The 25727-nt window shown below is 46.4% G+C and carries 23 protein-coding genes and 1 pseudogene; 7 read left to right on the top strand and 17 right to left on the bottom strand.

Annotated features, from left to right (window positions below):
- The first annotated feature begins 199 nt into the window (after positions 1-199).
- Complete coding sequence (locus RIB93_RS03315; RefSeq protein ID WP_446370258.1) at positions 200-1405, top strand: tetratricopeptide repeat protein; 1206 nt, start codon at positions 200-202, stop codon at positions 1403-1405.
- Positions 1406-1733: 328 nt separating this feature from the next.
- Positions 1734-2111 carry a response regulator gene (locus tag RIB93_RS03320; RefSeq protein ID WP_446370260.1) on the top strand — a complete coding sequence of 126 codons (378 nt, stop codon included), beginning with the start codon at positions 1734-1736 and terminating at the stop codon, positions 2109-2111.
- Positions 2112-2400: 289 nt separating this feature from the next.
- On the opposite strand, the gene tftA is transcribed toward RIB93_RS03320, so the two are convergent.
- Entirely contained in the window at positions 2401-3759 is a 1359-nt protein-coding gene (gene tftA, locus RIB93_RS03325) for a hormogonium tapered terminus morphoprotein TftA (RefSeq protein ID WP_446370262.1), read from the bottom strand.
- Positions 3760-3973: 214 nt separating this feature from the next.
- On the opposite strand from tftA, the gene RIB93_RS03330 reads away from it, so the two are divergent.
- Complete coding sequence (locus RIB93_RS03330) at positions 3974-4549, top strand: hypothetical protein (protein WP_446370264.1); 576 nt, start codon at positions 3974-3976, stop codon at positions 4547-4549.
- Between the two features lie 196 nt (positions 4550-4745).
- Here the strand turns inward: RIB93_RS03330 and RIB93_RS03335 are convergent, their stop codons facing one another.
- The 6 genes from RIB93_RS03335 to RIB93_RS03360 all read right to left on the bottom strand — a co-directional run bounded on the left by RIB93_RS03335 (position 4746) and on the right by RIB93_RS03360 (position 9896).
- A complete protein-coding gene (locus RIB93_RS03335; protein WP_446370266.1) occupies positions 4746-5429 on the bottom strand; it encodes a hypothetical protein in 684 nt (227 codons plus the stop codon).
- Positions 5430-5671: 242 nt separating this feature from the next.
- On the bottom strand, positions 5672-5818 hold the full coding sequence (locus tag RIB93_RS03340) for a hypothetical protein (RefSeq protein ID WP_446370268.1): 147 nt from the start codon (positions 5816-5818) through the stop codon (positions 5672-5674).
- Entirely contained in the window at positions 5815-6468 is a 654-nt protein-coding gene (gene nth / locus RIB93_RS03345; RefSeq protein ID WP_446370270.1) for an endonuclease III, read from the bottom strand. The genes RIB93_RS03340 and nth overlap by 4 nt, the downstream gene beginning before the upstream one ends.
- Before the next feature lie 154 nt (positions 6469-6622).
- A complete protein-coding gene (rseP, locus tag RIB93_RS03350; RefSeq protein ID WP_446370272.1) occupies positions 6623-7723 on the bottom strand; it encodes an RIP metalloprotease RseP in 1101 nt (366 codons plus the stop codon).
- 244 nt (positions 7724-7967) lie between these two features.
- Positions 7968-9251, bottom strand: a complete 1284-nt coding sequence (gene serS, locus RIB93_RS03355) for a serine--tRNA ligase (RefSeq protein WP_446370274.1) — start codon at positions 9249-9251, stop codon at positions 7968-7970.
- Between the two features lie 75 nt (positions 9252-9326).
- Positions 9327-9896 (bottom strand): DUF3611 family protein, encoded by a 570-nt coding sequence (locus RIB93_RS03360; protein ID WP_446370276.1) that lies wholly within the window; start codon positions 9894-9896, stop codon positions 9327-9329.
- A gap of 251 nt (positions 9897-10147) precedes the next feature.
- Here RIB93_RS03360 and RIB93_RS03365 point away from each other — a divergent pair, with 251 nt between their 5' ends.
- The 3 genes from RIB93_RS03365 (at position 10148) to RIB93_RS03375 (ending at position 12243) form a co-directional block, all read left to right on the top strand.
- On the top strand, positions 10148-10609 hold the full coding sequence (locus tag RIB93_RS03365) for a hypothetical protein (RefSeq protein ID WP_446370278.1): 462 nt from the start codon (positions 10148-10150) through the stop codon (positions 10607-10609).
- A gap of 491 nt (positions 10610-11100) precedes the next feature.
- Positions 11101-11454 (top strand): PadR family transcriptional regulator, encoded by a 354-nt coding sequence (locus RIB93_RS03370; protein WP_446370348.1) that lies wholly within the window; start codon positions 11101-11103, stop codon positions 11452-11454.
- Positions 11455-11697: 243 nt separating this feature from the next.
- The gene (locus RIB93_RS03375) at positions 11698-12243 is read left to right on the top strand and encodes a cofactor assembly of complex C subunit B (RefSeq protein WP_446370280.1); all 546 of its coding nucleotides are present in this window, start codon (positions 11698-11700) and stop codon (positions 12241-12243) included.
- A gap of 200 nt (positions 12244-12443) precedes the next feature.
- On the opposite strand, the gene RIB93_RS03380 is transcribed toward RIB93_RS03375, so the two are convergent.
- The 3 genes and pseudogenes from RIB93_RS03380 to RIB93_RS03390 all read right to left on the bottom strand — a co-directional run bounded on the left by RIB93_RS03380 (position 12444) and on the right by RIB93_RS03390 (position 15585).
- The gene (locus tag RIB93_RS03380) at positions 12444-14102 is read right to left on the bottom strand and encodes an ABC1 kinase family protein (protein WP_446370282.1); all 1659 of its coding nucleotides are present in this window, start codon (positions 14100-14102) and stop codon (positions 12444-12446) included.
- A 293-nt stretch (positions 14103-14395) separates the two neighbouring features.
- Positions 14396-14485 (bottom strand): AvaI/BsoBI family type II restriction endonuclease, encoded by a 90-nt coding sequence (locus RIB93_RS03385; RefSeq protein WP_446370284.1) that lies wholly within the window; start codon positions 14483-14485, stop codon positions 14396-14398.
- A 123-nt stretch (positions 14486-14608) separates the two neighbouring features.
- Positions 14609-15585, bottom strand: a pseudogene (locus tag RIB93_RS03390) (DNA methyltransferase).
- Positions 15586-15785: 200 nt separating this feature from the next.
- Between RIB93_RS03390 and RIB93_RS03395 the strand changes: the two are divergent.
- Positions 15786-15962 carry a hypothetical protein gene (locus RIB93_RS03395; RefSeq protein ID WP_446370286.1) on the top strand — a complete coding sequence of 59 codons (177 nt, stop codon included), beginning with the start codon at positions 15786-15788 and terminating at the stop codon, positions 15960-15962.
- Here RIB93_RS03395 and RIB93_RS03400 read toward each other — a convergent pair.
- From RIB93_RS03400 to RIB93_RS03430, 7 genes are all read right to left on the bottom strand, one after another.
- Positions 15951-17534: a B12-binding domain-containing radical SAM protein gene (locus RIB93_RS03400; RefSeq protein ID WP_446370288.1), complete on the bottom strand. Its 1584-nt coding sequence runs from the start codon at positions 17532-17534 to the stop codon at positions 15951-15953. The genes RIB93_RS03395 and RIB93_RS03400 overlap by 12 nt on opposite strands.
- A gap of 216 nt (positions 17535-17750) precedes the next feature.
- Positions 17751-19331 (bottom strand): DUF4335 domain-containing protein, encoded by a 1581-nt coding sequence (locus RIB93_RS03405; RefSeq protein ID WP_446370290.1) that lies wholly within the window; start codon positions 19329-19331, stop codon positions 17751-17753.
- A gap of 152 nt (positions 19332-19483) precedes the next feature.
- The gene (locus RIB93_RS03410) at positions 19484-20074 is read right to left on the bottom strand and encodes a DUF3038 domain-containing protein (RefSeq protein ID WP_446370292.1); all 591 of its coding nucleotides are present in this window, start codon (positions 20072-20074) and stop codon (positions 19484-19486) included.
- 450 nt (positions 20075-20524) lie between these two features.
- The gene (locus tag RIB93_RS03415; RefSeq protein WP_446370294.1) at positions 20525-20770 is read right to left on the bottom strand and encodes a UPF0175 family protein; all 246 of its coding nucleotides are present in this window, start codon (positions 20768-20770) and stop codon (positions 20525-20527) included.
- A gap of 264 nt (positions 20771-21034) precedes the next feature.
- Positions 21035-23500: an endonuclease MutS2 gene (locus tag RIB93_RS03420; protein ID WP_446370296.1), complete on the bottom strand. Its 2466-nt coding sequence runs from the start codon at positions 23498-23500 to the stop codon at positions 21035-21037.
- Between the two features lie 178 nt (positions 23501-23678).
- Positions 23679-23897, bottom strand: coding sequence for a hypothetical protein (locus tag RIB93_RS03425; RefSeq protein ID WP_446370298.1), 219 nt, complete (start codon positions 23895-23897; stop codon positions 23679-23681).
- Between the two features lie 313 nt (positions 23898-24210).
- Positions 24211-25695: a tetratricopeptide repeat protein gene (locus RIB93_RS03430; RefSeq protein ID WP_446370300.1), complete on the bottom strand. Its 1485-nt coding sequence runs from the start codon at positions 25693-25695 to the stop codon at positions 24211-24213.
- Positions 25696-25727: the final 32 nt, after the last annotated feature.

The following is a 25727-nucleotide window of genomic DNA, read 5'->3' on the forward strand; positions in this document are numbered from 1 at the left end:
ATAATTAATCAGACTTAAGCTCTGAACTAAAGTTCTCAAAGAGAAGCCACTTTGCGTCTATGGGCTAAAAGCTCACGTCCCGTTCAAACGGGTTAAAAGTCTTTAAGGTAGTAAGCTTTAGCTTACTTTAGCTTAAAGATAAGAAATTTATTTCCTGGTTCTCCTTAAAACAGTGTTGCATCTTATACATCTTAAATTAATGAGAAAAGTTCAACTCCTCTTTTGCATCGCGACACTCTGGTTAGGGTTAAGTAGTCCAACATTAGCCCAACCCGCCGACACAAATCCACCCAATCCCCTAGAACTGGATACCACTGGCGATCCCCTGCTTCCCAATCCCCCCGTAGAACGCCCTTTAAGCCCCTTAGAACGCCGCCGACTGAGGGAAGATCTCAATCAATTAAATAATCAAGCCGCCGCCGAATTGAGGGCGGGAAATCAAGAAGAGGCGTTTGATATCTGGTATCGAGAAATTCGGTTACGGCGAGTTTTGGGTGGACGATTAGAAGAAATAAAAACTTTAGGGCGCGTCGGTGAAATTGCCTGGAGTCGGAATGCGAAATCCCAAGTCCAGTTAATTACCAAACGCTTAGAAACGATTCAGCAAAACGCTGAGGAAGAAGGAGAGTTAGAGCCCGAACTTTTAGGTGCATTAGGTCAAGCTTATCGACAGGTACGAGTTCCCAGAAACGCCCTAGCTATCTATGAGAAAATTTTAGCGGATGCTCGTCAACAAGAAGATCTAGAAACTCAAGCCGAAACCTTAGAAACGATCGCCCAACTCCACTTAGCTTGGTTTGACTATCCCCAAGCCGCCGCCATTTATGAAGAATTACTAGCCATAGCCCAAGCAAGGCGCGATCGCGTGGCGGAGATTAACTATTTACAAGAATTGCTCAACATTTATAAACAATCCCAGAAACCCGAAAACGCCCTGCGGATCAAGGAACGGTTAGTGGACAGTTACCTCAACCAAGAAAACTACACGCAAATTCCCGCCCTAAAAATTGGGATTGGTGCCGACTACGAAGCCCTGAATCAACCCGAACAAGCTTCTCAAAGCTACCAAGAAGCTTATGCACTCGCTTGGTCATCACAACAGTTTGCTTATGCCAGTGATGCACTCGAAAAATTAGCCCAACTCTATTTATCTTACGACCAACCCGACTATGCACTCCAGGTGTATGAAACGTTGATTATTGTGGAACAACAGTCCTACAATTATTATGGGTTGATGCAAGCTTACGATCAAATGGGTCAGATTTATCTCACCCAAAACAACTATGATCAAGCCTTAGACGCTTTTCAAAAAGGTCTAGCCTTAGCCCAGTCGTTGCAGTATCGAGAAACTCATTTTGCCCGTCAAATTGAGAAAGTTAATCAGGAGGAAACCACTAATCAGTAAATTTTAGGGGCGGGTTTAGGAAATCTGTAGGGGCGGGTTTAGGGACTAAATTTCGCTATTCACCAATAAATGAACAACAAAACCCGCCCTCCCCACCGATAAATGAACAACAAAATCCGCCCTCCCCACCAATAAATGAACAACAAAACCCGCCCTCCCCACCGATAAATGAACAACAAAACCCGCCCTCCCCACCGATAAATGAACAACAAAATACGCCCTCCCTACCAATAAATGAACAACAAAACCCGCCCTCTTTCACAAGTAAGCTGATGTGCATTAAAATTGATTATTCCCTGTTCCCTGTTTTCCATTCCCTGTTCCCTTTATGTCTACCAAATGTATCCTAGTCATTGATGATGAACCCAATCTTTGTTTAGTGATCCAAGCTTGTCTGGAAACGATTGGCAACTGGCAAGTAATCACGGCTGAATCCGGCAAGAAAGGACTACAGTTAGCCCAAACTGAACAACCTGATGCGATTCTCTTGGATGTGATGATGCCGGATATGGATGGGTTAACCCTATTGAAAGAGTTGCAAAAGTCTCCCAGCACTCAAAAAATTCCCGTGATTTTACTCACAGCCAAAGTGTTTAACAACAACATCACTGAATTTGATCAGTTGGGTATTGCTGGAGTCATGGCTAAACCCTTTGACCCAATGACACTAACTAAGGAAGTGACTAAAGTTTTAGATTGGTCGTAACTTATGGGTGCATCCCCTGTTGACAGAAATTTCCTTGTCTTTTAGAGGAAGTACCCGATGCAATCTTGGACGCCATATTCCGAGAAACCGGGTTGATCATGAGGATAACAACAACTATCAAGATTTCACCCTAAGAAACCCGGTTTCTTAACCGATGTCCTAGTAGATCCCCGACTTCTAAATCAAATTTATTCAGCAATCAGGCTTTTAACCAAGAAGTCGGGGATCTTGAGCAATGTAAGATAATTTTCCGCTGAATGAGCGTGACTGTTCCCTGTTCCCTGTTCCCTTAGAAAAAGCCAGCTGATTCATAGAGACGCCGGAGAACAGCCATAATCCGATCGCCATAATTCAAGTCAGCCGACCACCGTCCGCTCAACTGCTGAACTAGGGGTGCAATTCCACGAGTGACAAAGCGAAATCGGGGACTGACCACTTCTTGTACCAAGGGTTCTAAACTGGCGTAGGCTTTTAATTGTTGAATATGAGCGCGAACGCCTAATCGAGCGCTGGGGAATGTCGCTCCTTCCGGATCACCCCCAACTGATCCTAAGCCGCCAAAGTTATTTTGACTAGGTTTCAAGTCGCCACCAAAACGGAGGAAGTTCGTTTCCACCATAGCTTGAGAAAAGGCAATATCATAATTTACCCCTTCAATGGCGGCTTCTTCCCGGTAAAGCTTGGGTAAGTCGGGAAACTGAGCCAAGGCGTCTTCATTATTGGCTTTGAGGAACATCATTAACTGCACTTCTGACGTATTCCCATGTGCCATAATTCGGTCAATTTGACCCGGACAAATTTGTAAAATTGAACGCAAAATTACCGTGCGCGTCGCTGCATCCCAACCGACTGAAATATTATAATCTCGCAATTCAATCGCTTTAACGTAAACCACTCCCCGATACTGGAGGCGGCGAATACCAGGAATCGTGGTTAAATCCACACCCAAGCGATCGGCTAAGTCAATGGGAATATAGGCATTGTTATTGACAATAATGCCTTGCTCTCCATAGGTTTGATTATTAATCTTGATATTAATCGAAGGATAGGTAACCTCCGTTCCATTTCCTCCCGGTTCCGTTCCCGAAACCGCTCGACTCCACGCCGCTAGTCCATCCGCAATTCCTAACGCCATCTCGCGACGGCGATTTTGAATAATAAACCGATCCTCTGGATTGGTGAGATAGCCAACCTCCATTAGCAGCGAAGGAAGGATGGTATCGCGGGTAAACGCCAGAAAACCCATCCCTGTCGCCGTATCCGTCTTCGCGCCTCGGTTGGGTAATTGGGGAAGGCGTCGCAGCAGGGCGAGGAGGATCAGTTCCGCATGATTTTTGCGTTCAGTGTTATTGGCGATGTAGTAAACCGCCGTTCCTCGGACACTGGGATTGGGGGAAGAACCCGCATGAATTTCCAGCGCCACATCGCCGGGACGATAACGAGCATTAATCCATTGAATCGATTCGGCTGAACTCAAGTCATCGGGGACAGAGAGAACCTCAAAGCCACGCGATCGCAACTCCGGGACAATCTGATCCCGCAGCAGAATCATCTGTTGAGCTTCCGTTGTACCGCCTGCGATCGCGCCCAGATCGCGTCCCCCTTGTTCAATTCCTCCGTGTCCGGCAGAAATAAAGATTCGTCCCATTAGTTACTTGTCCTCAGCACTGATCAGTCGCACTCACTGCCATTAATCCAGAATAAGGATTTCGGAGTCTTTCGGCTAGTGCCTAACCGTATCAGTTTTTGCTCGCCTCCATCCATGGAGAGAAATGGTGTAGAAACCTAGCCCACCCTCTCTGAGAACCAGAGATAGTGCTACCATCAATAATTAAATGTGGTTTTCATCTAGGCGATCGGCTATGGCTAAACGCAAAAAGCACAATCTCCAATGGATCAAGGAAACCCTAGAGCTAAAAGAAGACCACAACTGGACATCCAAGCCAGGACATCGGATCTTCGTAGCAGGGCGCGGAGCATTACGTTTTGATGTTCCCGAAGATTGGCATTTTGAACCGGATACCAAGTCATTTCGGTTTCTGGACAACAAGCCACCCAATGATGATTGTCGCTTAGAAGCCTCCTATAATCTACTCCCCCCAGGCGACTGGGCTGAATTTCCCTTAGTTTCTTTATTAAAGCGAGTCGTTCGAGATGATGAGCGGAATATAATCGAGCAGGGCGAAATTGTTGAACTGAAGCGCCAAACCGCCCGCATCGTTTGGACTCAATTCAAATTTATTGACCCTAACGAAAACCGCGACGCCTATTCCCGCATCTGTATTGGATTAGGTTCTGGCGTTCAATGTTTGATTACTTATGACTACTGGGTGGACGATGCAGAGCGTCTGAACCCTGTATGGGACACGGTGATGGACTCCTTAGTGCTGGGGTTATTTATCCGCGATCCCAGAACCGGATTCGCCTTCCCCGATTAGTTCCCGCTTTTGAGATCTTTGAGATCTCCGACTTCTTCAAGAAGTCGAGGATCTTAGCCAGGGATGTGCGAGCAAGATGCTCGCTATCCATTTCCAATTTAAATGCATGACAGCTTAGGTATCTTTAAGACTTGTAGCTCCATTCAGCGCCATTCACTCTAAGTCAGCATCATCATCTTCAGTTTATAAGTTATGATTAACGACGTTTTCTATAACCTCGCCCCCGCTCAATTTCATCTCTAAGTTCCTTGAGTTCTTTCAGGTTCAGCTTCTTGGTATAACAATTATGGTTATCCCCCAAAACCATCTTGCTATAACTCTGTAAGCTCTCAATCCAAGGAAACTCAGTCATCCGGAAACGCCACGACACTCCCGGAAGCGGCAGTAAATTCAACGCTTCTCGCACCACCAAACGACCAATCGTAAATGCACTGGTATTAGGGTCCCAGGTATCACCTTGGAGGTCAAGATCCCAGGTTCCAATCAAATGAAAAACCTTGCGGGAACTCTTCAACTTAATAATCCACTGCACGCTAAACCGATGAGTCCGAAAAATCTGGTCTTCCTGGGCTAACGATAGCTCCAAAATTGACGTATCCCTATCAGAAAATGAATTGGCATCCAGAGCTAATCGAATCGCCGCCAGGTTGTCAAGAGTAATCAGCAGATTATGACGGGGATTGTGTTGATTCAATAGATACCAGGTTCCGACAGCACCCGGCGCGTCTCGTTCGACGGACAAAAGCACGATGGATTCATCAGCCGAATAGGTACGCTCAAGAACCAGAAACGTTGGTTGGAACGTTTCTGGTTTCTGAAAGATGCGGCGAATCCACCGAGTCAGCCATCGAAACCATTGTCGTAAACTCTGTTGCTTCACTGGTGTCGCGTTCTCAGGGGGGATATGTTAAAACTTCTCATCGACAATGGCTTGATCCGAAGTGCTTGATCCGAAGTGCTAGTTTCATGATGGAGATAGGGACAGGATTTACGCACAGTCTTCTATATGTATGGTTTGCTGCATAAAGCCGAAACCATTAACTATCAATGCTTTGAGTAGCATTGATAGTTGCTCTTATTCAAGGAAAAAAGGTCAAACCCTTTCATCTCCTTGCACCACTATCAGGGAAAATGTACCATTGCTCCCCCAGCTCCCCCAGCTCCCTCTGCTCCCCCAGCTCCCCCAGCTCCCTCTGCTCCCCCAGCTCCCCCAGCTCCCCCAGCTCCCCCAGCTCCCCCAGCTCCCCCTGCTCCCCCATCATCCCTCAAATCCTAGCGCTGGGACATAAATCAGCCAGTACGCAAGCATTGCACTTCGGCTTCTTCGCCTGACAAATTGCCCGACCATGGTAAATTAGGCGAATTGACCAGTTTTCCCAGTCTTCCACAGGCAACAGTCGCATTAAATCACGTTCGATACGAATGGGGTCACTATGTTCCGTCAAACCCAGACGCTGAGTCAAGCGCTTGACATGAGTATCCACCGTCACTCCCTCGTGGATATCAAAAGCATTGGCTAGCACAACATTGGCAGTTTTGCGAGCTACACCGGGTAACTTGATCAGCAGTTCGATACGTCTCGGAATCTGACCGCCAAACTCGGCGACGATCATCCGACAAGCGCCTTGAATATTTTTCGCCTTATTGCGATAGAATCCAGTCGGGCGGACTAAAGCTTCTAACACCTCAATATCCGCTTGTGCGATCGCTCTAGCATTAGGAAATTGGCGAAACAATTCCGGTGTCACCTGATTCACTCGTTCATCCGTACATTGGGCTGAGAGAATCGTCGCCACCAGTAACTGTACAGGAGTGTCGTAGTTGAGCGTACAGTGAGCATCCGCATAAAGTCGCTTCAGGCGAAGCAAAATCTCCAATGCCCGTTGCTGTTTCGCTGACCATTTACGGGTGATGCTCATTCCAAACTCAGACGTAGCATACTATGTCTATTTATTTAACACTAAGTCAGGGCGGGTTTAGTCGCATCTGGGTGAGAAAAGAAACGATAATAGTGAAACCCGCCCCTACATACGCACCAGATTCCTTTGAGCCTAGTGTTGGGTCAAAACTATTTCATTGAAACAAATTTTGCACCCAACTTGAGGGAACTAAATTTGCCGTATCTCGCACAATCAAGAAAAGTCCTAACCCCAAAAGCAAGACCAATCCAGTTTGCATGATATTTTGCTGAACTTCTGTGGGGATGGGTTTACCGCGAATTCCCTCGATCGCTAAAAATGCCAGTTGACCCCCATCCAGCGCGGGTAAGGGCAAGATATTAATAATCGCCAAATTGATGCTAATCAACGCCGCAAACTGAAACAGATTTCCCGCATCAGAACGGGCAATATTCGCGCCAATTGCCACAATCGCTACCGGACCGGATACTTGTTCTGCTGTTTCACCAAAGTTGCTAATTAGTTGACCAAAACCCTTGGCAATTTCCGTACTCAGGCGCTGATATTGGTCAGCCGCAATCGTAAACATCTCGAAAAGTCCGTCAGCATAGTTGCGGACTATTTCACCATTGGGTGCCAGTTGTACGCCAATTCTACCTTTGCCATCGTCTCCGGGTTCTGGCGTCACGTCCAGGGACAAGGTTTGTTCACCCCGCTTAATCGACAGTTCTAGGGGTTGGTTGGGAGAGTTTTGAATTTCGGTCATTAGGGTAAGGATTGCATCCCGACTCGCTCCCAAGGGTTGATCCTCAACCGCTAAGATAACATCACCGGGTTTAATTCCCGCTTGTTTTGCCACTAAGCTACTTTCTGCGGCAATTTCTGGAACCTGTACTCCCGGCTGGTAATTGAAGTCAGTAATTCCGACTGTTCCCACCTGCACCACCAGTAAAAAGTAAGCAAAGATCAGGTTAGCAATGACTCCAGCACTAATTACAATCGCTCGGTCTAAAACGGGTCGATTGCGAAGTAAATTTGGGTCATCCGGCGGGATATCGCTATCGGGGTCATCATCGGGGAAACCCACAAATCCGCCCAAGGGGAAAGCGCGGATCGCATATTCCGTATCAGGTCCTTGGTATTTCCACAGAACTGGACCAAAACCCAGGGAAAAGCGATTAGCATAAATTCCCTGCAAACGAGCTGCCATAAAGTGACCCAGCTCATGCACCACAATCAAAACCGCCAAGACTGCGATCGCCGCCAAAATTGACATAAGAAGTAATGTAACGATTGCTTGCGTCCTTTCTATTGTACGTTGCCGTTTTCAATACTTGGGAAGATGTTAGCGTTAGCGTTAGCCAACCGGGGCAAAACTCCGAAGATAAAGGAGTTCTCTGGTTAATTGTTGCACTTAGGCTGGGCAGGTTTAGTCGCCTTTGGATGAACAAAGAACGATAAAAGTCAAACCTGCCCCTACAGAAAACATCTATCGCGTTCAAGCCAAGGTAGGTTAAGGCTCATAACACCTCCCGTCCCATATAGGAATGTAGAACCTCTGGTATTTTCACTGTACCGTTAGGTTGCTGATAATTCTCTAAAATTGCCGACATGGTGCGCCCAATGGCTAATCCCGATCCATTCAAGGTATGGACAAACTGAGTTCCTTTTTTGCCCGTTTCCTTAAAGCGTAGACTACCCCGTCGCGCTTGGAAATCACCGCAATTAGAACAACTCGAAATTTCACGGTATTTTCCCGAAGCAGGAAGCCACACTTCTAAGTCATAGCATTTTGTGGCAGAGAATCCCAAATCTCCAGTACAGAGTTCAATAACCCGATAAGGGAGTTTTAACGCCTCTAAAATTGCCGCCGCATCCTGCACCAGCTTTTCATGTTCAGCTTCCGAGGTACTCGGATGAACAATTTTGACCAGCTCAACTTTATTAAACTGGTGCAGTCGAATCAATCCTTTAGTATCTCGTCCATAACTCCCAGCTTCTCGGCGAAAGCAGGGTGTATAGGCGCAGTGATAAATAGGGAGTTGGGAGGCGTCTAAAATTTCGTCACGGTAAAGATTAGTTAAGGGGACTTCCGCTGTGGGCGAAAGCCATAGATCATCGCTATCACACTTGAAGCTTTCTTCGGCAAATTTGGGCAGTTGACCCGTTGCCGTTAATGAGCGGCTGTTGATCAGTATCGGTGGGCTCACTTCCACATAGCCTGCGGCAATTTGTCGATCTAGCATAAAACTAATCAACGCCCGCTCTAAGGCAGCACCGACACCGATTAGACTCACAAAACGACTTTGTGCCACTTTTACCGCCCGCTCAAAATTGAGAATACCGAGGGTTTCGCCAATTTCCCAATGGGGTAAAATCTTGTCATTCTGGGGAATATACTCGTCACCCCAACGGCGCACCTCGACATTTTCCGCTTCACTCTGACCAACGGGAGTTGAGGGACTGGCTAGATTGGGTAGGGAGAGTAATAGCGCCTCAATTTCTGCTTTAAGGTCTTTTTCTTGAGGTTCTAGTTCACTAATTTGGGTTTTAACCTGATTACCTTCCTCTCGCAGTTCTCGAATTTCCGGCGCATCAGGGGAACTCCCGGCTTTAATTTTTTGACCGATGAGTTTCCCAATTTCGTTACTACGGGCTTGCAGGCGACTACGAGAGGTTTCTAGTTCCCGTTGACGCTGATTCAAGTCCAAAATGGGCTGGAGGTCATACTGACCCGCCCCGCGTTTTTCTAGGCGTTCTTGGACGCTTTGGGGATTTTCTCGGATTTGCTTTAGGTCAAGCACAGATTTTTATGGATACTGGGCAAAAAGGACAAATGACGAAGAACGAAGGACGAATGACGAATGACGAATGACAAATCACCGATTAATGCGATTGAACAGCCAAATGGCAATGGCGATACCCGCAAAATGAGCCGTAATTGTGTTGATATTCGCCTGTACCAAGAATAAGTCTAAGGGTCGCACGAATCGGTTGGCGTCATACACTGTCAAGCCAGAGGGTTGGGAAATCGAGCGGATCACAATGCTGCCGATGATGGCTTGGGCACCCACAATCGTCAATAACATGCCCGCCATATTGACGATTAATCCTAGCCTAATGGTTTTAAGGGTATCGGCTTTGCTGGGTCGTGTTTCGGTATTGCCAACGAGTAACTGTTGGGAAATGCGAGTATAGCGCCATGCGATGTAGACACCCACACCCAATGTAACTAACCCACATATTGCTAAAAATATACCGAACCCAACACCCTGTTTATCTTCCGTCGGTCCAACGGTACGACCAGCGATTCCGGTGAGCAAGATCCCCAGCGACACAACTCCGAGGACTAATTGTACCCACAAAGCAATTCTGCCAAAGGTACGCAGCACCAAGGCGATGCGCTGGAGAGGGGTGGGTAGTGAGGACGTATCGGGCAATTCTCGCATTGGGACTCGAATCCGTGAGTGACACCTATTTCATATTTAACCAGGAGAACTAGAAAACTGTTGTTTGTGCAAGCGAAACGCTAACTCCGACGAATCTTTGCCACTGATTATAAATTTTCATAATCTTTCGCTTATTCCTCAGTGAACTTTTAATCGGGGTTGTGCGTCTGTTAGGTCAGGTATAAAGCCAAAGCCAAGCTTTAGCCCTACGGTGGGAACCTCATTGTCACGTCAGCTCATGGAGGAAGCGTATGGAACCGAATTGGAAACAACGTTTATCCTACGCCATCTGTGCCATCGCTTTAGTCTGGAGTTTGTCGTTGTACAAAAATCAGGTCAGCACGAATCCCCTATCTGCAGCTCAACAACACTGGCAGGCGATCGCAACGGCTAATCCCGATCTGTTAATCTATGGCTACAGTGATCATGCTGTTCTTAAGCGCTCCTACAATGTACCTGATGTGAATGAGACCTATCAGGGGCTCTCCATCTACTCAGCTTGGCAGGACTTTTTCCGCCAGTATGATATCAAAGACTTTCAGGTACTCGAGCAACAACGGCGCGATCGCACGGTTAAAGCTCAAATTCAGATCACCGCCAAATCTGATCAGGGACTGATGGTGGTTTGGTCAATGTCTTACCAGGCTGATTTCGATCAAACAGGTAAGATTATTAAAGAAGTTTGGCAGACGAATCCAGAACTGGGTGTTTAACTAACGTTTTCCAGACCCCTCCGGAAATAGGGTAGCATCTCCAAGTCGTGAAAAATAGACGGTCTGAAACCCCCTTAGGGAAAACGTTAAGGAATTGAAAACAAAATATTGCGGACTATTGCTCAATAAGCTAGTAGAAATTATTAATGCTAGCAATGCGATCACGCACTCAGGTTGCACACTAAGGGGACGATTTTCCCCAGATCTGGACTTGGACGCCTCGATTTTTTTGGAAAATTACTCCATTACTTAGCTAAAATTGATGGAGATTATTCAGTGCTGTTGCATCTGCCGTAACCAAACTAACGAGTGCATTAGACGACCTCAATACTTTGAGGTTATAAAGTACCAGAGGAATGAGCAAACCGAAATTGCTCATTGTTGATCGATACATTGCAGCAAAGATTTTCAGGGTGTTGAAACCATGGTTAGTTTTAGGAAAACTTTGCCATGCAAATCTGACTTACTGGGATATTCAGCGGACTATGCAGATGAAATTTGAGGATATCTATCAGTTTTTTCAAGACCCTCCTCCCAACTATCTCAACAAGGAATTAGCCGTATGTTATGTGTTGTCTGTCCTCATAGAAGGGGAATCCTATGGCACCCACCTGATCCAACAACTCGAACACGAATACCCAACCTATCGACTGTCTGATACAGTTCTTTACAGCGCCCTAAAGTTTCTGGAAGAAGCTGGGGCAATCACTGGGTATTGGAAAAAAGTGGAAGGACGAGGACGCCCCCGTCGTATGTATCAGATCTCTAGCGAGTGGCGGGATAAAGCCCGCGAACTAGCAGGGTTTTGGCGTCGCTATATTACTCAGGAGAAACAAGCAATATAGCACATTTCGGCAGAATTACACCATCAGTAAAAACCAGATCCAACTCAAGTTCGGTGCAAACACTGGTTTGTGGGGTGAACTGATGGTCAGTTTCTGCCGTCATGTACGGGTTCTTCGGCTAAATGAGTTATTATTGTCAACGACAGGGGAGCTGTTGAGTCTCTTACGACTCAACTGTTGAATCATGATCGGTTCACCCCAGTAAAGTGGTAAGCCAAGGATAACTGTTGTTGGTCAATATCTGTGAGTACACCAATTCTGTCTTCCACATTCCTGCTGACTTTGTTGTTAGCAGTAGGTTTGTTCTTTTTCATCCGTGCTTCGGTTAAAGACCGAACCCAAAAAGTTCAACTCATTGCCCAAGAACCCGAAGCCTCCCTCTTAGAACGGTTGCAGAACTATTTTGATCAAAGGGCATACCGGGTAGCTGCGGTTGACCCAGCCACGGGTCAAGTGACATTTCAGGGTTTTGTCCGACCCAGTTGGTTTATGGCTATCTTTTTAACCGCACTCGCTGCCTGTGGTATTCTTTGCCTATCATTGGTTCTATCCATACTGTACCCAAACCTATCCCAGGTTTTCCTGGGGCTAGTTGTTCTGGCTCCTGTGGCTGGCATTTTTTACTGGAAAGGTGCGGGACGCGATGAACAGGTGTTCCTAAAAGTTGAACCTTTGCCGAATCCCCAGACGGATATGCAAAGCTTAGTTACTGTTATCGCCCATCGCGATGAACTTGCCCAACTTCAGCAAGCATTGAAACTTCAACCCTCTCCGGAGGCGGGGGATTAAGGGAAGCTGGGGGAGTTATCAGTTATCAGTTATCAGTGAGCAGTTATCAGTTATCAGTTATCAGGAGCTGGGGAAGCTGGGGGAGCTGGGGAAGCTGGGGAAGCTGGGGGAGACAATTTCTATAGCTTATTACTCTTTGTCTATTGACTGTTGACTGTTGACTGTTGACTGTTGACTGTTGACTGTTGACTGTTGACTGTTCACTTCAATCGTCCTGACTTGAGGATGCTGACAATTAACCACAACCCTAAAAAACTGGCAACACCAAATAGTATATTACTCAATAGTGAAAGCTGACTCGTTTGCGCTCCTGTCGAGATAATCGCTGCGCCCATAATCAAGGAACCCACCAAAATACTAAATGAAAGCCGATTGGCTGAATCATCCAGACTGCGGCGCAGAGGATCAATATCTCGAATAGTAATATTCCACTTTAAAGTTTCTGAAGTTATCCGGTCAAGCAGTAACTCCATCTGACGGGGAGATTGCAACGAGAGACTTTTGACATCCAGAGCGGTTCTGAGAAAGGTTTGCAAGGGATTTGAACCCAAAAGCTGACGCCGAAACAAATCGGTCATCAAGGGTTTGATTTCGTCGAGGAGATTCACCTCTGGATTAAAAGTACGAGCCACCCCTTCTAGGTTGGCGAGACACTTGGAGTATAATCCCATATTGCTGGGTAAGCGGACTCGGTTATTTCGGGCAAGTTCCAAGATTTCATAAAAGATTTCACTGAAGTTGATTTGTGAGATGCTGAGGTTGTAGTATTTTCTCAACATGCGATCGTAGTCATTTTCCAACCTTGATAAGACAACGGGTTGACCTGACTCAGAGAGTTGCAGTGTTAACTGGGCGCACCGTTGAGCATCTAAATCCACGATCGCGAGTAACATTTCGGTTAAAATTTGTTGGGTACGCGGGTCTAAGCGCCCAACCATGCCGCAGTCCAAAAGCGCTATGCGACCATCCTGGAGATAGAATAAGTTGCCGGGATGAGGATCAGCATGGAAAAAACCATCTACATAGAGTTGCTGAAAAAAGGCACGAAATAAAAGTGTGGTAATCTCTTGGCGCTTTTTCTTTTCGTTACCGTTATCCTCGCCATTTTGCTCGGCAGAAAACTGGGCGTCTAGAATGGGTTTACCCTCTAACCATTCCATCACCATCAGTTTCTCCGTGGTCAACTCCCAATAAATAGCGGGAACCACGATTTGTGTTGGGTCAAACCAGCGACTCCTGGATAGATTGTGTCGCAATTGATCAGCATAGCTGGCTTCTTGGGTAAAATCGAGTTCGGCTTGTAGAGCGCTGGTAAACTCATCAGCTAATGCTACGACATCATAGTCTTGTCCAAATTCGGTACGTGAGACTAAATCTGCCAAGCCTTTAATTATCGCAATATCCTGAGGAACAACCTTATCAATTCCTGGACGCTGAACTTTCAGCGCCACTTCCTGACCATTTTTTAGGGTAGCTCGATGGGTTTGGGCAATAGAACCAGCAGCCACAGATCGAGGATCGATCTTAGCAAAGGTTTCTTCTAGCGGCTTTCGCAGTTGCTTTCGCAGCAATATTTCCACCTCACTCCACGCCACAGGTGGCACCTTAGCTTGGAGTTCCGAGAGAGCCTCAATGTAATCAGCAGGTAACAAATCGGGACGAGTACTCAGCAGTTGTCCTAGCTTCACATAAACGGGTCCCAATTCCGTTAGCACGTTACGCAGTACTTCTGGGGGAGGCAATTGGGGGTCGTCAGCCTTGCTACCTGTCAGCAGTTTTCGCATGTACTCCCAACCATTGCGGAAGACGACTTCTAGAATTTCGCGTTGTCGAGAGTTGCTTTGAGTTAAGGAGAACATAGTTTATACTGATGGGCTTGGAACAGAGGTTAGTCTAGGAGTCAGGTCAGTAGTACTCTAATCCCTCAACTGAAGGATACTGTATTTAATATAAGAAATAATTTAATCATTGCAGGAGTTTCGCTATCTGGCAATCCGTCTACTGGATTAAGTTGGGAATAGTAGGTTGGGTAGAGCGTAAGCGTTACCCAACAAAATCTTCTATGAGTTGGGTTTTTTCCTCAGATTTCAATTGACGTGCATTTTATCGGTTTCTCAACTTAGAGAGTCGTTTTCAGCTTGATGAGATATACTTAAAGACTGCATAGCCAACGTGATATAGATGCCAGTTGATTGTCATTCATTAAGTTAGCCGCATTTGTTGGGCTTAAGCTGTCATGCATTTAAATTGGGTATTAGTAGCGAGCAAGATGCAAAGCCTGCGGCATGGCTTCGCTTAACGCACTACAAGGATTTCGTCATTATTGACATTAAGGTTTAAATGCCGAACAGCTTATCCGTTACCATCAGCGTTTTCTCCACACATAAATACATTTCCGCAACGGTTCTCGCCCATGAGCGCCCATTTGTTGACTACTATTACCTTTACCATTGGGTAACACGAGGATAGTTTCCACAAAAAAGCCCAATTTTTCGGCTAAGTCGGAAAGAATAAGATCTACGGAAATACTCGCTCCAGCATAGCGAACATTATCATTTACCATGATCAAGGGAGCATTGGATTGCAACACTCGCGCACATTCAGCGATTGTACAAGCCATTTCATAGAAGTAACCGCGAACCATACGCGGAATTCCTTTGTTATTTAAACTTAAATTTTTCCTTTATTAAAAGTCTTTTTTCCGGCTTTCCGGTTTGAGCGATAGTCCCAGCGCAAATATTGACCGTCTTTGCGCGTGTAACTCACCGACTCTAAAATACAAAGTAAGGCAAAGCGTAAAATAGCCTGAACTCGTTTATTCTCACCTTGCCATGCGCTCATGTATTGTTCGATGGCGTTTCGAGTTGTTTCGGGATACGCTCCTTTAGTAATTCGTAATTCGGGAAGAGAGCAGATACTCTCAACCTTTTCCCAGGGTCGTTTGGTTGACCAATTGATTAAAGTAGTAATATCATCAGTGGTAATGTCTGAGGCTAATAGTTTCCGAATTGTAATGATTTCCTGACCAATCGGCAGTAATTCAATGCCTTGGGCATTGATACCCATTTCGCTAGCGACAAATAGGGCTGTACCACTCCCAGCGAATGGATCTAATATTGTACCGTTAGTAATCCCATAACGCTGCAATAGATAGTCCACTAAAGCAGCCGAAAAAGCCTCTTTATATTTGTACCAACGATATATTGCGCGAGTTTTATTGGCTTGGTAACTAACCAATGAACGATTAAGCTGATCATCAACAATTAACTTGCCATCGAAGTGTTTTAATAATTTAGAGTCTAGGTGTTCAATTTTACCTAAGCTGGGTTTAACTGATACCATTTACACTATGCACGGGTAAGCAAATTTTCATGTATAGAATTACGGGGATACGTTAGGACATCAGTTGCTCCCCTCTCCCCCGCGTGGGAGAGGGGCTGGGGGTGAGGGGTTTAGTTGACACCAATGACAGACGTGCGCCCGATTCCATCGTCAAATCTAATCCACAATTTTAGCTAAGCTGTCACGCATTTAAATTGGGAATGGGTAGCGAGCAAGATGCTCAATCTAGCGAGCAAGATGCTCAATCTAGCGAGCAAGATGCTCAATCTAGCGAGCAAGATGCTCGCACTACTACGGCAAAGATTTCGTCATTATTGACATTACGGTTTAAATGCAAAACAGCTTATACCACGCCAGTCATTAATTTAGCTGACTAATTCTTTTTGTCTCACTTCAGCAGAAAGCTTGGCTTTTTCGGCTAAATACTCCGCTAATTGTGCTTCAATATTATTCCGGACAATTTGACGGTACTCCAGAAAATGCTCAAGATGAGCGCAATTGACAATATAACGCTCAAAGATGCGGGGATTTTTCCGTAAAATTGAGAATAATTGACGCCAAAATTGGAAACGAGTGTCACGCTTAACTCCCTGTCGCCACATAATAATTAATAGCGCCCGCAGAGTCATCCAGTCAGGTATCTTAAATTTACGCTTGTGCGGCGTGGGTTGCATCTGGAGGAAATGGCGATGCACTCGCCCCAAATAGCGGTGGGGTTCGTACAGTTCCCAGAAACAACTGACATATTCGCGAGCCATTTCTTCCACAGGACGAGTGGGGATAAAATTAATTAGAGTTCCTTGGTGAATATTGGCTTCCTTATCTTCTTCTAACAGACGCCCCTCTCGTTTAAGTCGATGCCATAACGCCGTATTGGGTAACGCCTGAAGCATACTCACCATCGCTTGAGGAATCGCTGTGGCTTCTACAAACTGGATAATGCGATCGCCTGCTCCGGGTTTTTCCCCATCAAAGCCAATAATAAACCCTGCCATCACCCGCAGTCCAGTCTTATTTATCGTTTGTACGGCTTCCATCAGGGAGTTGCGAGTATTCTGGAATTTTTGAGTCAGGGATAAACTCTCCGTATCCGGTGTCTCAATTCCCAAAAACACACCCGTAAAGTTAGCCGCTATCATCAAATCCAGTAATTCCTGATCCTGTGCTAAATCGACGGAAGCTTCTGTGCTTAAGCGGAACGGATAGCCGTGTTCCGCCATCCAAGGACCCATTTCTCGCAGTAATAGCTTGACATTTCGCTTATTGCCAATAAAATTATCATCCACTAAGAAAATCGAACGCCGCCACCCCAAATCATAGAGTCGTTGTAATTCGGCGAGCAGTTGTTCTGGGCTTTTCGTGCGAGGCTTGCGCCCATACAGAACAATAATGTCACAAAACTCACACTGAAACGGACAGCCTCTAGAAAACTGTACCGACATATCACTGTAGTCACTTAAATTCAGTAAGTCATAGCGAGGAATCGGGGTATTGGTAACATCCGGCTTTTCTCCATCAGAACGGAGTATACCAGAGGTTTCTCCTCGTTCTAGCGCTTCGACAAACTTGGGTAAGGTAATTTCCCCCTCATCCAAAATGAGAAAATCGACCCCAGCTTGTAATGCTGTCTCGGGTACAGAGGTAAAGTAGGGACCTCCGGCTGCGACAGTCTTCCCGCGCCGCTTGGCTTCCCGAATGATATGCAGTAAATCTGGTTTCTGGACAATCATCCCGGATACAATCACTAAATCTGCCCAATCCCAATCGGCTTGAGTTTCTAACCTCGCATTCCGGTCTACCAGACGAAATTCCCACGTCTGAGGCAATATCGCTGCTACAGTAATCATACCCAAAGGCGGCAGAGTCACCTTGCGTCCTACCAGTTCTATGGCTTTGTCAAAAGACCAGAACGATTTGGGAAACTGGGGATAGAGGAGTAAAACGCGCATGGCAGTTTAGGTAGTGGACAATGGGAATGAGGGAATTCTCCTGTGTTTAGGGTCTTCCAATTCCCAATTCCCCATAGTATACGCCTTTGCTTGCGATCGCGAGTTCTTCCAGTGGGGGTAAAATTGCCAAAATACTGATTGTTACCCTGGGTATGGGTAACTTAATTGGCAAGGACGGTTAAGTTTGATTAACAGCATCTACTCAATCTACTATTTTCATTGCATCGGCTCTAAAAATGTCTCAACTTGACCATTCGGATTCAGGACAACCCGAATGGTAGGATTCCTATCTCCTTCAACGGGTGAAACAAAGGGTTCACCAACTAAGGGAATACCGGTTTGTTCAATGTGAACTTGTGAGGCTTGTCCCAGAGGAATAATCCGTTCAATGGAACCATCGGGGGCGATAAATAGCCGATACTCTAGCGCTTTTGTCACGTCCTCTGGCGGTTGCCATCGCTGTTGCAAGTAGGTTCTTGCTTGGGCAACTTGGGGAATTGTATCAAAGAGTCTACCTCTGGCGGCATCATTGGTATCACCTAACTCGGTTGGCTCTATCTCCGTATCTGTAGGCAAAGAAGGGCGACGGGCGGTTACTGAGGGACTACTCATCACGTCTGGGAGTTCCGGTGTAGCTGGAGTGACATCAAGAGGGGGAAATACGGGCAGTGGTGGAGGTGTCGCGGGTACTTGGGTAGAACTAGGGGACTTCGGGACATTCCCAGTCGGCGCTGGAGGGCGACTAGGCTGGGTAGGGGGTGGAGTTGACGGGGATGCTGGTATACTACTCGGCACAGGTTGAGCCGGAGGGCGTTGGGGTGGAGGCGTGATGGCAATCTCTTGACGTTGGGGTGCTGGTGCTGATGGCAAGGCGCGAGTCGATGGTGCTGGGGGTGTAACGGGTTTGGGGGGAGGTACTGTGGGCGCGTTGGCTAACGAGGGTGGTACCGTTGGCGTCGGAAGGGGTGAGGGCGGCGAAGGTAAGGGGGATGGTGTTGGTGTCGGCAGTTCTTGAGCCAGGTTTGAGGGAACTTCTTCGGCTGAATCCGAACCTGAACTGAGGCTGGCGGTTTCCTGAGTCAATTGGGAGTGATTGAACCATCTCACTCCTGCTGTTGTGACTCCTACAGCTAAGACGACAGCGGCGGCGGCTTTTGTCCACAGGGGTAAGACTTTAGCAGTATCAGTACGATTGAGATTAGGTAAGGCTAAAATTTCTGCGGCATAATCATCTAAGGCTGTGGCTAAGTCGAACAGTTGGAGGACGCTTAAGTCAACCCCTGATCCAGAGTCTTCGTTTGCCAGTTGACCGAGAACTAATTCATGGGTAACTAACCCTTTAGGGTGTAGCGTAACGCCTAATGGCAGTGTCCATTGTTTTAAGGGTTGTAATTTTGTAGCGGGTAGTTCAGACTCTTGATTGTCTGGGGGTTGATCGGGGGTAATTAATGAAACAGGAGAGGTGGGTTCTTGAGGGGTAGATTCAGAGTTTTCTGCATGATCCGGTTGTGCAGAAGGTGTTGGTTTCATCCAGGGTAAGGGTTGGGGAGAGGTGTTGAGGAAATTTTGGACGTAGTGACTGACTGCCTCATATAAGACATCCAGTTCTGCGCGATCGCCTTTTATCGTCACTAGCTTTTCCTCAGGCTGTCGCGGATCGTCAAAATGTAATTCAAACCGTAAGTCTTTCACCACAGATTTCCCTATCCAGCGCGATAGGGGCGAGGTTTTTGCCACAATTTCCAGAGTACAGGTGGGTGGCGTATAGCGGCGTAGAACTGAGCTAGATAAGGGCATAGTAATTGGTCATTGGTCATTGGTCATTGGTCATTTGTCATTGGTCATTCGTCATTTGTAATAAAATGTTCGCACTTAGTCGGGGCGGGTTTAGTGACATCTAGGTGCAAAGGAAAAGATAGTAGTGAAACCCGCCCCTACACGGTCAAAATTCAGGCAGACGCAGAACCTAATAAGGCTAACCAGAGACGCCGATGACCGTGGGTATCACTGTAGAAGAGTAAATCAATGAGTAATTTGAATGCCAGTTGATTGAGTACATCCATAGATACCTCGTCTCCTTGCTCCATCCGTTCCTGATAGGTGTTGGTGAATGTATCGAGATAATCGCCTAACAATGCAGTCCGATGGGGTTCACTATTTTGTTCGGTCATTTGTTCTAATAGGGCTACAGCCCGACGGATGAGTTCCTGATGCTGTTTAGCTAAATAGCAAATAATCAAAACCAGCGATCGCGCTTCTTCCACATCCAATTTTTTACGCCCCCCTGAACTTTTCCGTTGAGGGTTAGACTGACGCAGACGCCATAACCCGACGCGATCGGACACCACTGACTCTAAATTCAAGTCAGCCGCCGCTTGCAGCATTGCCTCAGAACCAATCCCCGCCAAGGCTTCCAGCGCTAGCAAGATTAAGTCCAACTGGGTTTTAATGTTATCCAGTTGCAGAGAGTCTGGCACTTGCGCCAGGGGTAAATCCTGCCAAGCGTGAGACGAGGTTGGCGTCTTTAGGGTAGAGCGCATAACGTTAGAGTAAGAAATTTAATCAGGCGGGTGGATGTAGTTACCAATAGAGAAACACGACTTTTAAAGTTTACATCAACTTTTTGGCGACCAACTCAAACCAGGACAGTGCTAGAGAACTATCTGTTCCCTTCCCTCGTCTCAATGTCCCGCTTTAGATGGGTAGCAAAATATGCTATTGTTCGTCAACAAGCTGTAAAACTTTGTTATATATAGCAATTCTATTTAGGTTGTGGCAATTTTCAAAACTGAAACCCTTGCTATACCTGAGTTTCAATCTTTTCACTTGTTGCATCCTAATTGCAGGCGTAGCCACCTACATTTTTTATCATTAATTGTTCCAATTCCCCTTCTCCCTTGATGGGAGAAGGGGTTAGGGGATGAGGGTGAAACGTGCCCTCTGGATTAATTTGCACCTTAAGTTGACACCAGATGTATCGCTAACAATAATCAAAGTCTGCCCATCTCCCGTAAGTTATGGATATCTTGTTCAAAATCCTCTGCACTGTAATGCACTGGGATTTGCCGACTAGCGAGAAGGTGTTGAAAGGCAATGCGATGCATCCCAGCAAATCGACGGGCTTGGGCAAGGGTGAACTTTTCCTTCTGAAACAGCATGATCGCGATTTCTTGCCTCATTTCAGCTTCAGTCATTCGGGTTGCTGTCAGTATTTCGTCAGTGATGATAATGCTCATATCGCTCTAGTCCTCTCTAATTGCAAATTATCGTAGCGTTTCTTAATGTCATTCTAATTCCCAAAATTAACTGTGTTACACCTTATTTATGGCTTAGTACAGCGGCAATAATTTATGTCCAGGTTCTTACCTTAACAATTTGTCAATCTCCTCCTCTGTGAAAGGATTCTTCCCTGCCTTGAGGGCATCAATCCAGCCTTGCCGTTGTTTTATCTGCTCCTCATATAAGGCTTTCAAGGTTTATATTGCTTGCCTACCCTACAGCTATTTAAGATAAGCTACTGTTACCCCCGATCCGCCTTCCGCTTGCTTGGCTAATTCAAACCGATCAACGAGGGGATGGCGTTCTAAGAATTCATGTACCCCAGCCCTTAATTTTCCAGTTCCCTTACCATGAATAATCCACAATACCCCAGAGGCTATAGCTTTAGAAATAGCTTGTTCTAATTCGACTTCAGCATCGGCGATACGAGATCCGCGTAGATCAATCGTATTTTTCTCGGTGCGAATCGGGGGAGTCGGCGGGGATGAGGGGGCTGGTGCGGGGGTAGATGGGGGTTTGGATTTGACAGGGATATGTGCCTTTTCACCCTCTAGGGATTCGATATCTGCTAGGGATACTGTCATTTTCATTAAGCCAAAGCGCACTGTGAGATCCCCATCTTCATCCGCAGGCGTCAAAACTTCCGCCGTTTGATTTAGGCGAGGAATGCGGATGCGATCGCCTACTTTGGGTTGAAAGGCTGGTTTGGCTTTAGCAGGTGTTTTAGGGATGTGACGCTGCTCAATTTCCTTCAGCGCATTGGTGGCTTTTTGAGCGTTTTGAGCAATTTGGGGTCCTTGCTGTAATTTGCGAATCACCTGGGCAATTTCTGCTTTGGCTTGGGCGATCGCCTCTTGTACCGCCTGTTCTTGGGATAGTTTCAATTCCCGTTCTCTCTCCTGCAAGAGTTTAGCTTTACTGGAGACTTCTTGATGCAAACGTTCGGTTTGCTGGAGGAGTTGGTTCGCTTCTTTGGCTTTGGTTTCCTGATCACGCCGTTGGGCTTCGAGTCCAGAAATTACCTGGTTCACCTCTTGTGAACTGCTTCCGACTAAGGTTTGAGCCAGGGATACCACGTCTGACTTTAATCCTAACCGTTCGGCAATGGTTAACGCATTGGATCGACCCGGAATTCCCCAGAGTAGGCGATAAGTGGGAGAAAGGGTGACATCATCAAACTCCACTGAGGCGTTCTCAAATCGTTCATCTTGATATTTCAGCGCCTTGAGTTCGCCATAGTGCGTCGTGGCTACAGTAAGCTGGGCATGATCGGCAAGATAGTTGAGGAGTGCGATCGCTAAAGCACTTCCTTCGGCTGGATCGGTTCCCGCACCAATTTCATCCAGTAATACGAGGGCGGATGTAGGATGTGGGGTGTCTGGTTCCCTTTGGGCTAAATCATCTTCTCCCCCATCTGTAGAGACGTTGCATGCAACGTCTCTACAATTTTCTAATTCATCTAAAATCCGACTAATCCGGCGAATATGACCGGAAAATGTGGATAAACTCTGTTCTAAAGACTGTTCATCGCCAATATCTGCCAGAATTTGCTCAAACCACGGCAGTTCTACGGGTTCCTTGGCGGGGACAAATAAACCCACTTTTGCCATGAGTGCGGCTAATCCCAATGTTTTTAAGGTAACGGTTTTACCGCCTGTATTGGGACCCGTAATCGCCACGACTTTTATTTGGGGCTGAATCTGGATAGTAATCGGTACAACTGGCGCATCTTCTTCATGCTGATGCTGCCAGACTAACAGAGGATGTCGCAATTGGCGCAGGGTAATCGATTCTCGTTCATTCGGATCAATGAAGCGCGGCGGATTTGCCTGTAACCAGAGGCTATATCGGGCTTTGGCTGTGGCTAAATCTAACCGAGTGGCGACGGCTAATACTTCTTCTAGATCCGGCTTAACGGCGGCGACTTGTTCGGTTAACACCCGGCGCACGGCTTCGGCTTCGGCTTGTTCCCGGCGTTGATAGGTTTTGAGTTGATTCCCCAATCCGACGATCGCATGGGGTTCGATGTAGAGAGTAGCACCTGTACTGGAAGCGTCATGAACGATACCCGGAACCGAGTCTTTCTGGGGGGCTTTCACCGGGAGAACAAAGCGATCGCCCCGTTGGGTGATTAAGGGTTGCTGGAGTGCGCCGCCTTGACGCTGTACAATGTTTTGGAGCGTTTGATAAATGCGATCGCGTAAGGATTTACTCTGTTGGCGAATGTCTGCTAGTTTCGGACTCGCGCGATCGGTGACATCGCCGCGTTCGTCGATACAACGGTGAATTTCTTGTTCTAATTCGGGATAGGTACGGATATCAGCCACGAGTTGGTTGAGAACGGGGATATCCTCTTGATCATCAATGAGACGCCGTAAACGCCGGACACCGAAGAGAGTGGTTGCGATCGCGAGTAAGTCTTCTCCGGATAATATCCCTTGTCGTTCAGCGCGTTCTAGCGCATCACCAATATCCTGAATCCCCTCAAACGTCCAGCCATTGGTCAACTGACATTCCAGGTGATAGACTTCTTTCGTCTGCGCCAATAGGTGCAGACTTTCTTTCAAAGTAGCGGGAGGATGGAGATGGCGAGACGCGATCGCGCCTAGTTTGGTGGCGGCGAAGGTTGCCAGGTGTTGGCACAGGCGTTGCCATTCGAGTAGTTCTAACGTTTCAGATTGAATCAAAGCCCAATATTAAAGGTTACCCTTATGTTTATTATTAGACAATTTTCCAGCAGAGGCGAGTGAGCCTAACCGTACTCTATCGGAGAAATCCTGTGGAGTTGTTCTCTGGTGGAAGGAAATAGTCGATCAGTTCTACCAAAAGGAGAAGTAATTTATATACACCCAGTCTACCCGTTAACTATGCCGTCGCTTCCCTGGGGATAGATAGGGAGCTATTAATCACCCAGCCTTGTTCTTCCCAGGGTTCAAGCGGAGTGATGGAATAGTAGGATGTCATTTGCTCAAGCTGACGCAAATCCTCAACCTGTACGCTCTGAAAGAGTTTGTCTAAGGCGTCGCGATCGGCTGAGATTAGCGGAACCCTGGGATATATACGAGTTTGTGTCTGTTTTGCCATAGTTTAATCCTGAATCAATTTCTCAATGGAGCTGTTATGAATAAATATTACAGAAGCTTTACATAAATACATCCGCCATTTTACGGAGATTATCTGATCCGAGATTCTGACTAGAGAGGCAGTTCATAGATTGCGTCTTTTGTCAATATATTTATGAACTGTATAAAATTTAACTAAAAGGCTGTTTTAAAAGTTGTTTGTCGGGTGTGTCGGGATGGGTTTAGGCACAAACGCCATAAATTTAACTGATAATTGGAGGACACAACTCACCCTGATTGAGATGCAGCGAAAGTATAACATTTTCCTGCTTATTCTATCGATTCAGTAAATCGATGTCACCTTGAATCAAAGCCTGAAATCGATTATCTCCTCGAAGGTTATCAAAATCTGAATCGGTTTTTGCAATCTCTCGGTATTTCTCCGGATTCAAGTTTATGGCTTTTTGCAAGCTTTCAATTGCTAGGTCAATTTTATTTTGCCAAGCATAACAGCTAGCCTTACCACAAAAAGCGTTAGCATCATTTGGTTGAAATGTTAGGGCTTTGTCGAAGCTAGCGATAGCCTCTTCAAATCGTTCTAAGTTTACCAGTGCAATACCCCGGTGACTCCAAACTTCATCAAAGTCTGATTGGGATTGGAGGATCGTGTCGAAGCTAGCAATTGCTGCTTCCAATCTTCCTAATTTTGCTAGTGCAATTCCTTTTTTGTTGAGATCTCTTAGTGCTTTATTCCGGTTTTCCCAAGCCTTACCATACTCCGGATCGAGCCTCAGAGCTTCATCGTAGCTAGTAATCGCTTCTTCATAGCGGTTTGAGTGGTACAGCGCAATACCTCTAATATTCCAGGCACTGGGGTTGTCAGATTTGATTTCCAGAGCTTTGTCACAGCTAACAATTGCTTCCTGATAACGTTGTAAATCATCTAACACACTACCACGATTGACCCAGGCTAAGTGAAATTCAGAATCAAATTCTAGAGTGAAGTCAGGTTCACATTCTAAAGCTTTGTCGTAACTGGCAAGTGCCTCTTCAGGGCAGTCTAATTTAACCAGTATATTACCCCGGTTTATCCAAGCTTGGTAATAGTCTGGTTTAAGCTTAATTACTTGATCGTAACTGGCAAGTGCCTCTTCAGGGCGATCTAAATCAGCTAGCGTAATACCCAGGTTGTACCAAGCATAAGGATCGTCAGGTTTGAAATCAATAGCCTTTTGGTAGTTAGTAATGGCTTCTTCGTGACGACCTAAATAAGACAGTACGACACCTCTGTCGCGCCAGATATTGTAGCTGTTTGGTTGAATTGTTAAGGCTTTGTTGACGCTAGTGAGTGCATCCAACCACTCACCCCGCTTCAGGTGGAGAATTGTCCAGCCTTCGGTATTCAGTCTCTGTGCTACATTTGCCGCTTCCCGTGTTTTCCCGATTCCTGTCGGTGCGAGAATCAAAACCCAGCGCGATTCGTCCAGCTTTTGTTTCAATTCGTCGTGAATGCTACGCCCGGAAATTCGCTCCTGATATGGGATTTTGTAATCAGCTAGCGGATCATTCTCATCGCCGCCGAGAATAGCCTGCAATACATGGTTTTGTGGTTTGATGGCATCAAAAGGAAAAGTGTCAGGAAGAATTTGCCGCTGGCGACGTTGCTGGAGCATCCACCAGAGGAAACGCACAGCTAAAGGTACAATCCCAACGCCAAGGATAACGATGAAAATATCCTTGTTTTCACTGATTAATGTCAGACTGGTTTCCAGTAAGCCTTGCACCTGTTGTAGCCAAACGTAGAGAACCTGGTTAATCATGGCAGGAGTCAAATAATTAAGAAGCGCTCCTT

The sequence above is a fragment of the Coleofasciculus sp. D1-CHI-01 genome (assembly GCF_040218875.1).
Lineage (GTDB): Bacteria > Cyanobacteriota > Cyanobacteriia > Cyanobacteriales > Coleofasciculaceae > Coleofasciculus.

Coding starts and splice junctions, on each gene's coding strand:
- RIB93_RS03315 (WP_446370258.1), top strand. CDS start 200: ATGAGAAAAGTTCAACTCCTCTTTTGCATCGCGACACTCTGGTTAGGG.
- RIB93_RS03320 (WP_446370260.1), top strand. CDS start 1,734: ATGTCTACCAAATGTATCCTAGTCATTGATGATGAACCCAATCTTTGT.
- tftA (WP_446370262.1), bottom strand. CDS start 3,759: ATGGGACGAATCTTTATTTCTGCCGGACACGGAGGAATTGAACAAGGG.
- RIB93_RS03330 (WP_446370264.1), top strand. CDS start 3,974: ATGGCTAAACGCAAAAAGCACAATCTCCAATGGATCAAGGAAACCCTA.
- nth (WP_446370270.1), bottom strand. CDS start 6,468: ATGAGCATCACCCGTAAATGGTCAGCGAAACAGCAACGGGCATTGGAG.
- rseP (WP_446370272.1), bottom strand. CDS start 7,723: ATGTCAATTTTGGCGGCGATCGCAGTCTTGGCGGTTTTGATTGTGGTG.
- RIB93_RS03360 (WP_446370276.1), bottom strand. CDS start 9,896: ATGCGAGAATTGCCCGATACGTCCTCACTACCCACCCCTCTCCAGCGC.
- RIB93_RS03365 (WP_446370278.1), top strand. CDS start 10,148: ATGGAACCGAATTGGAAACAACGTTTATCCTACGCCATCTGTGCCATC.
- RIB93_RS03370 (WP_446370348.1), top strand. CDS start 11,101: ATGAAATTTGAGGATATCTATCAGTTTTTTCAAGACCCTCCTCCCAAC.
- RIB93_RS03380 (WP_446370282.1), bottom strand. CDS start 14,102: ATGTTCTCCTTAACTCAAAGCAACTCTCGACAACGCGAAATTCTAGAA.
- RIB93_RS03385 (WP_446370284.1), bottom strand. CDS start 14,485: ATGCATGACAGCTTAAGCCCAACAAATGCGGCTAACTTAATGAATGAC.
- RIB93_RS03395 (WP_446370286.1), top strand. CDS start 15,786: ATGGGTAGCGAGCAAGATGCTCAATCTAGCGAGCAAGATGCTCAATCT.
- RIB93_RS03400 (WP_446370288.1), bottom strand. CDS start 17,534: ATGCGCGTTTTACTCCTCTATCCCCAGTTTCCCAAATCGTTCTGGTCT.
- RIB93_RS03405 (WP_446370290.1), bottom strand. CDS start 19,331: ATGCCCTTATCTAGCTCAGTTCTACGCCGCTATACGCCACCCACCTGT.
- RIB93_RS03410 (WP_446370292.1), bottom strand. CDS start 20,074: ATGCGCTCTACCCTAAAGACGCCAACCTCGTCTCACGCTTGGCAGGAT.
- RIB93_RS03415 (WP_446370294.1), bottom strand. CDS start 20,770: ATGAGCATTATCATCACTGACGAAATACTGACAGCAACCCGAATGACT.
- RIB93_RS03425 (WP_446370298.1), bottom strand. CDS start 23,897: ATGGCAAAACAGACACAAACTCGTATATATCCCAGGGTTCCGCTAATC.
- RIB93_RS03430 (WP_446370300.1), bottom strand. CDS start 25,695: ATGATTAACCAGGTTCTCTACGTTTGGCTACAACAGGTGCAAGGCTTA.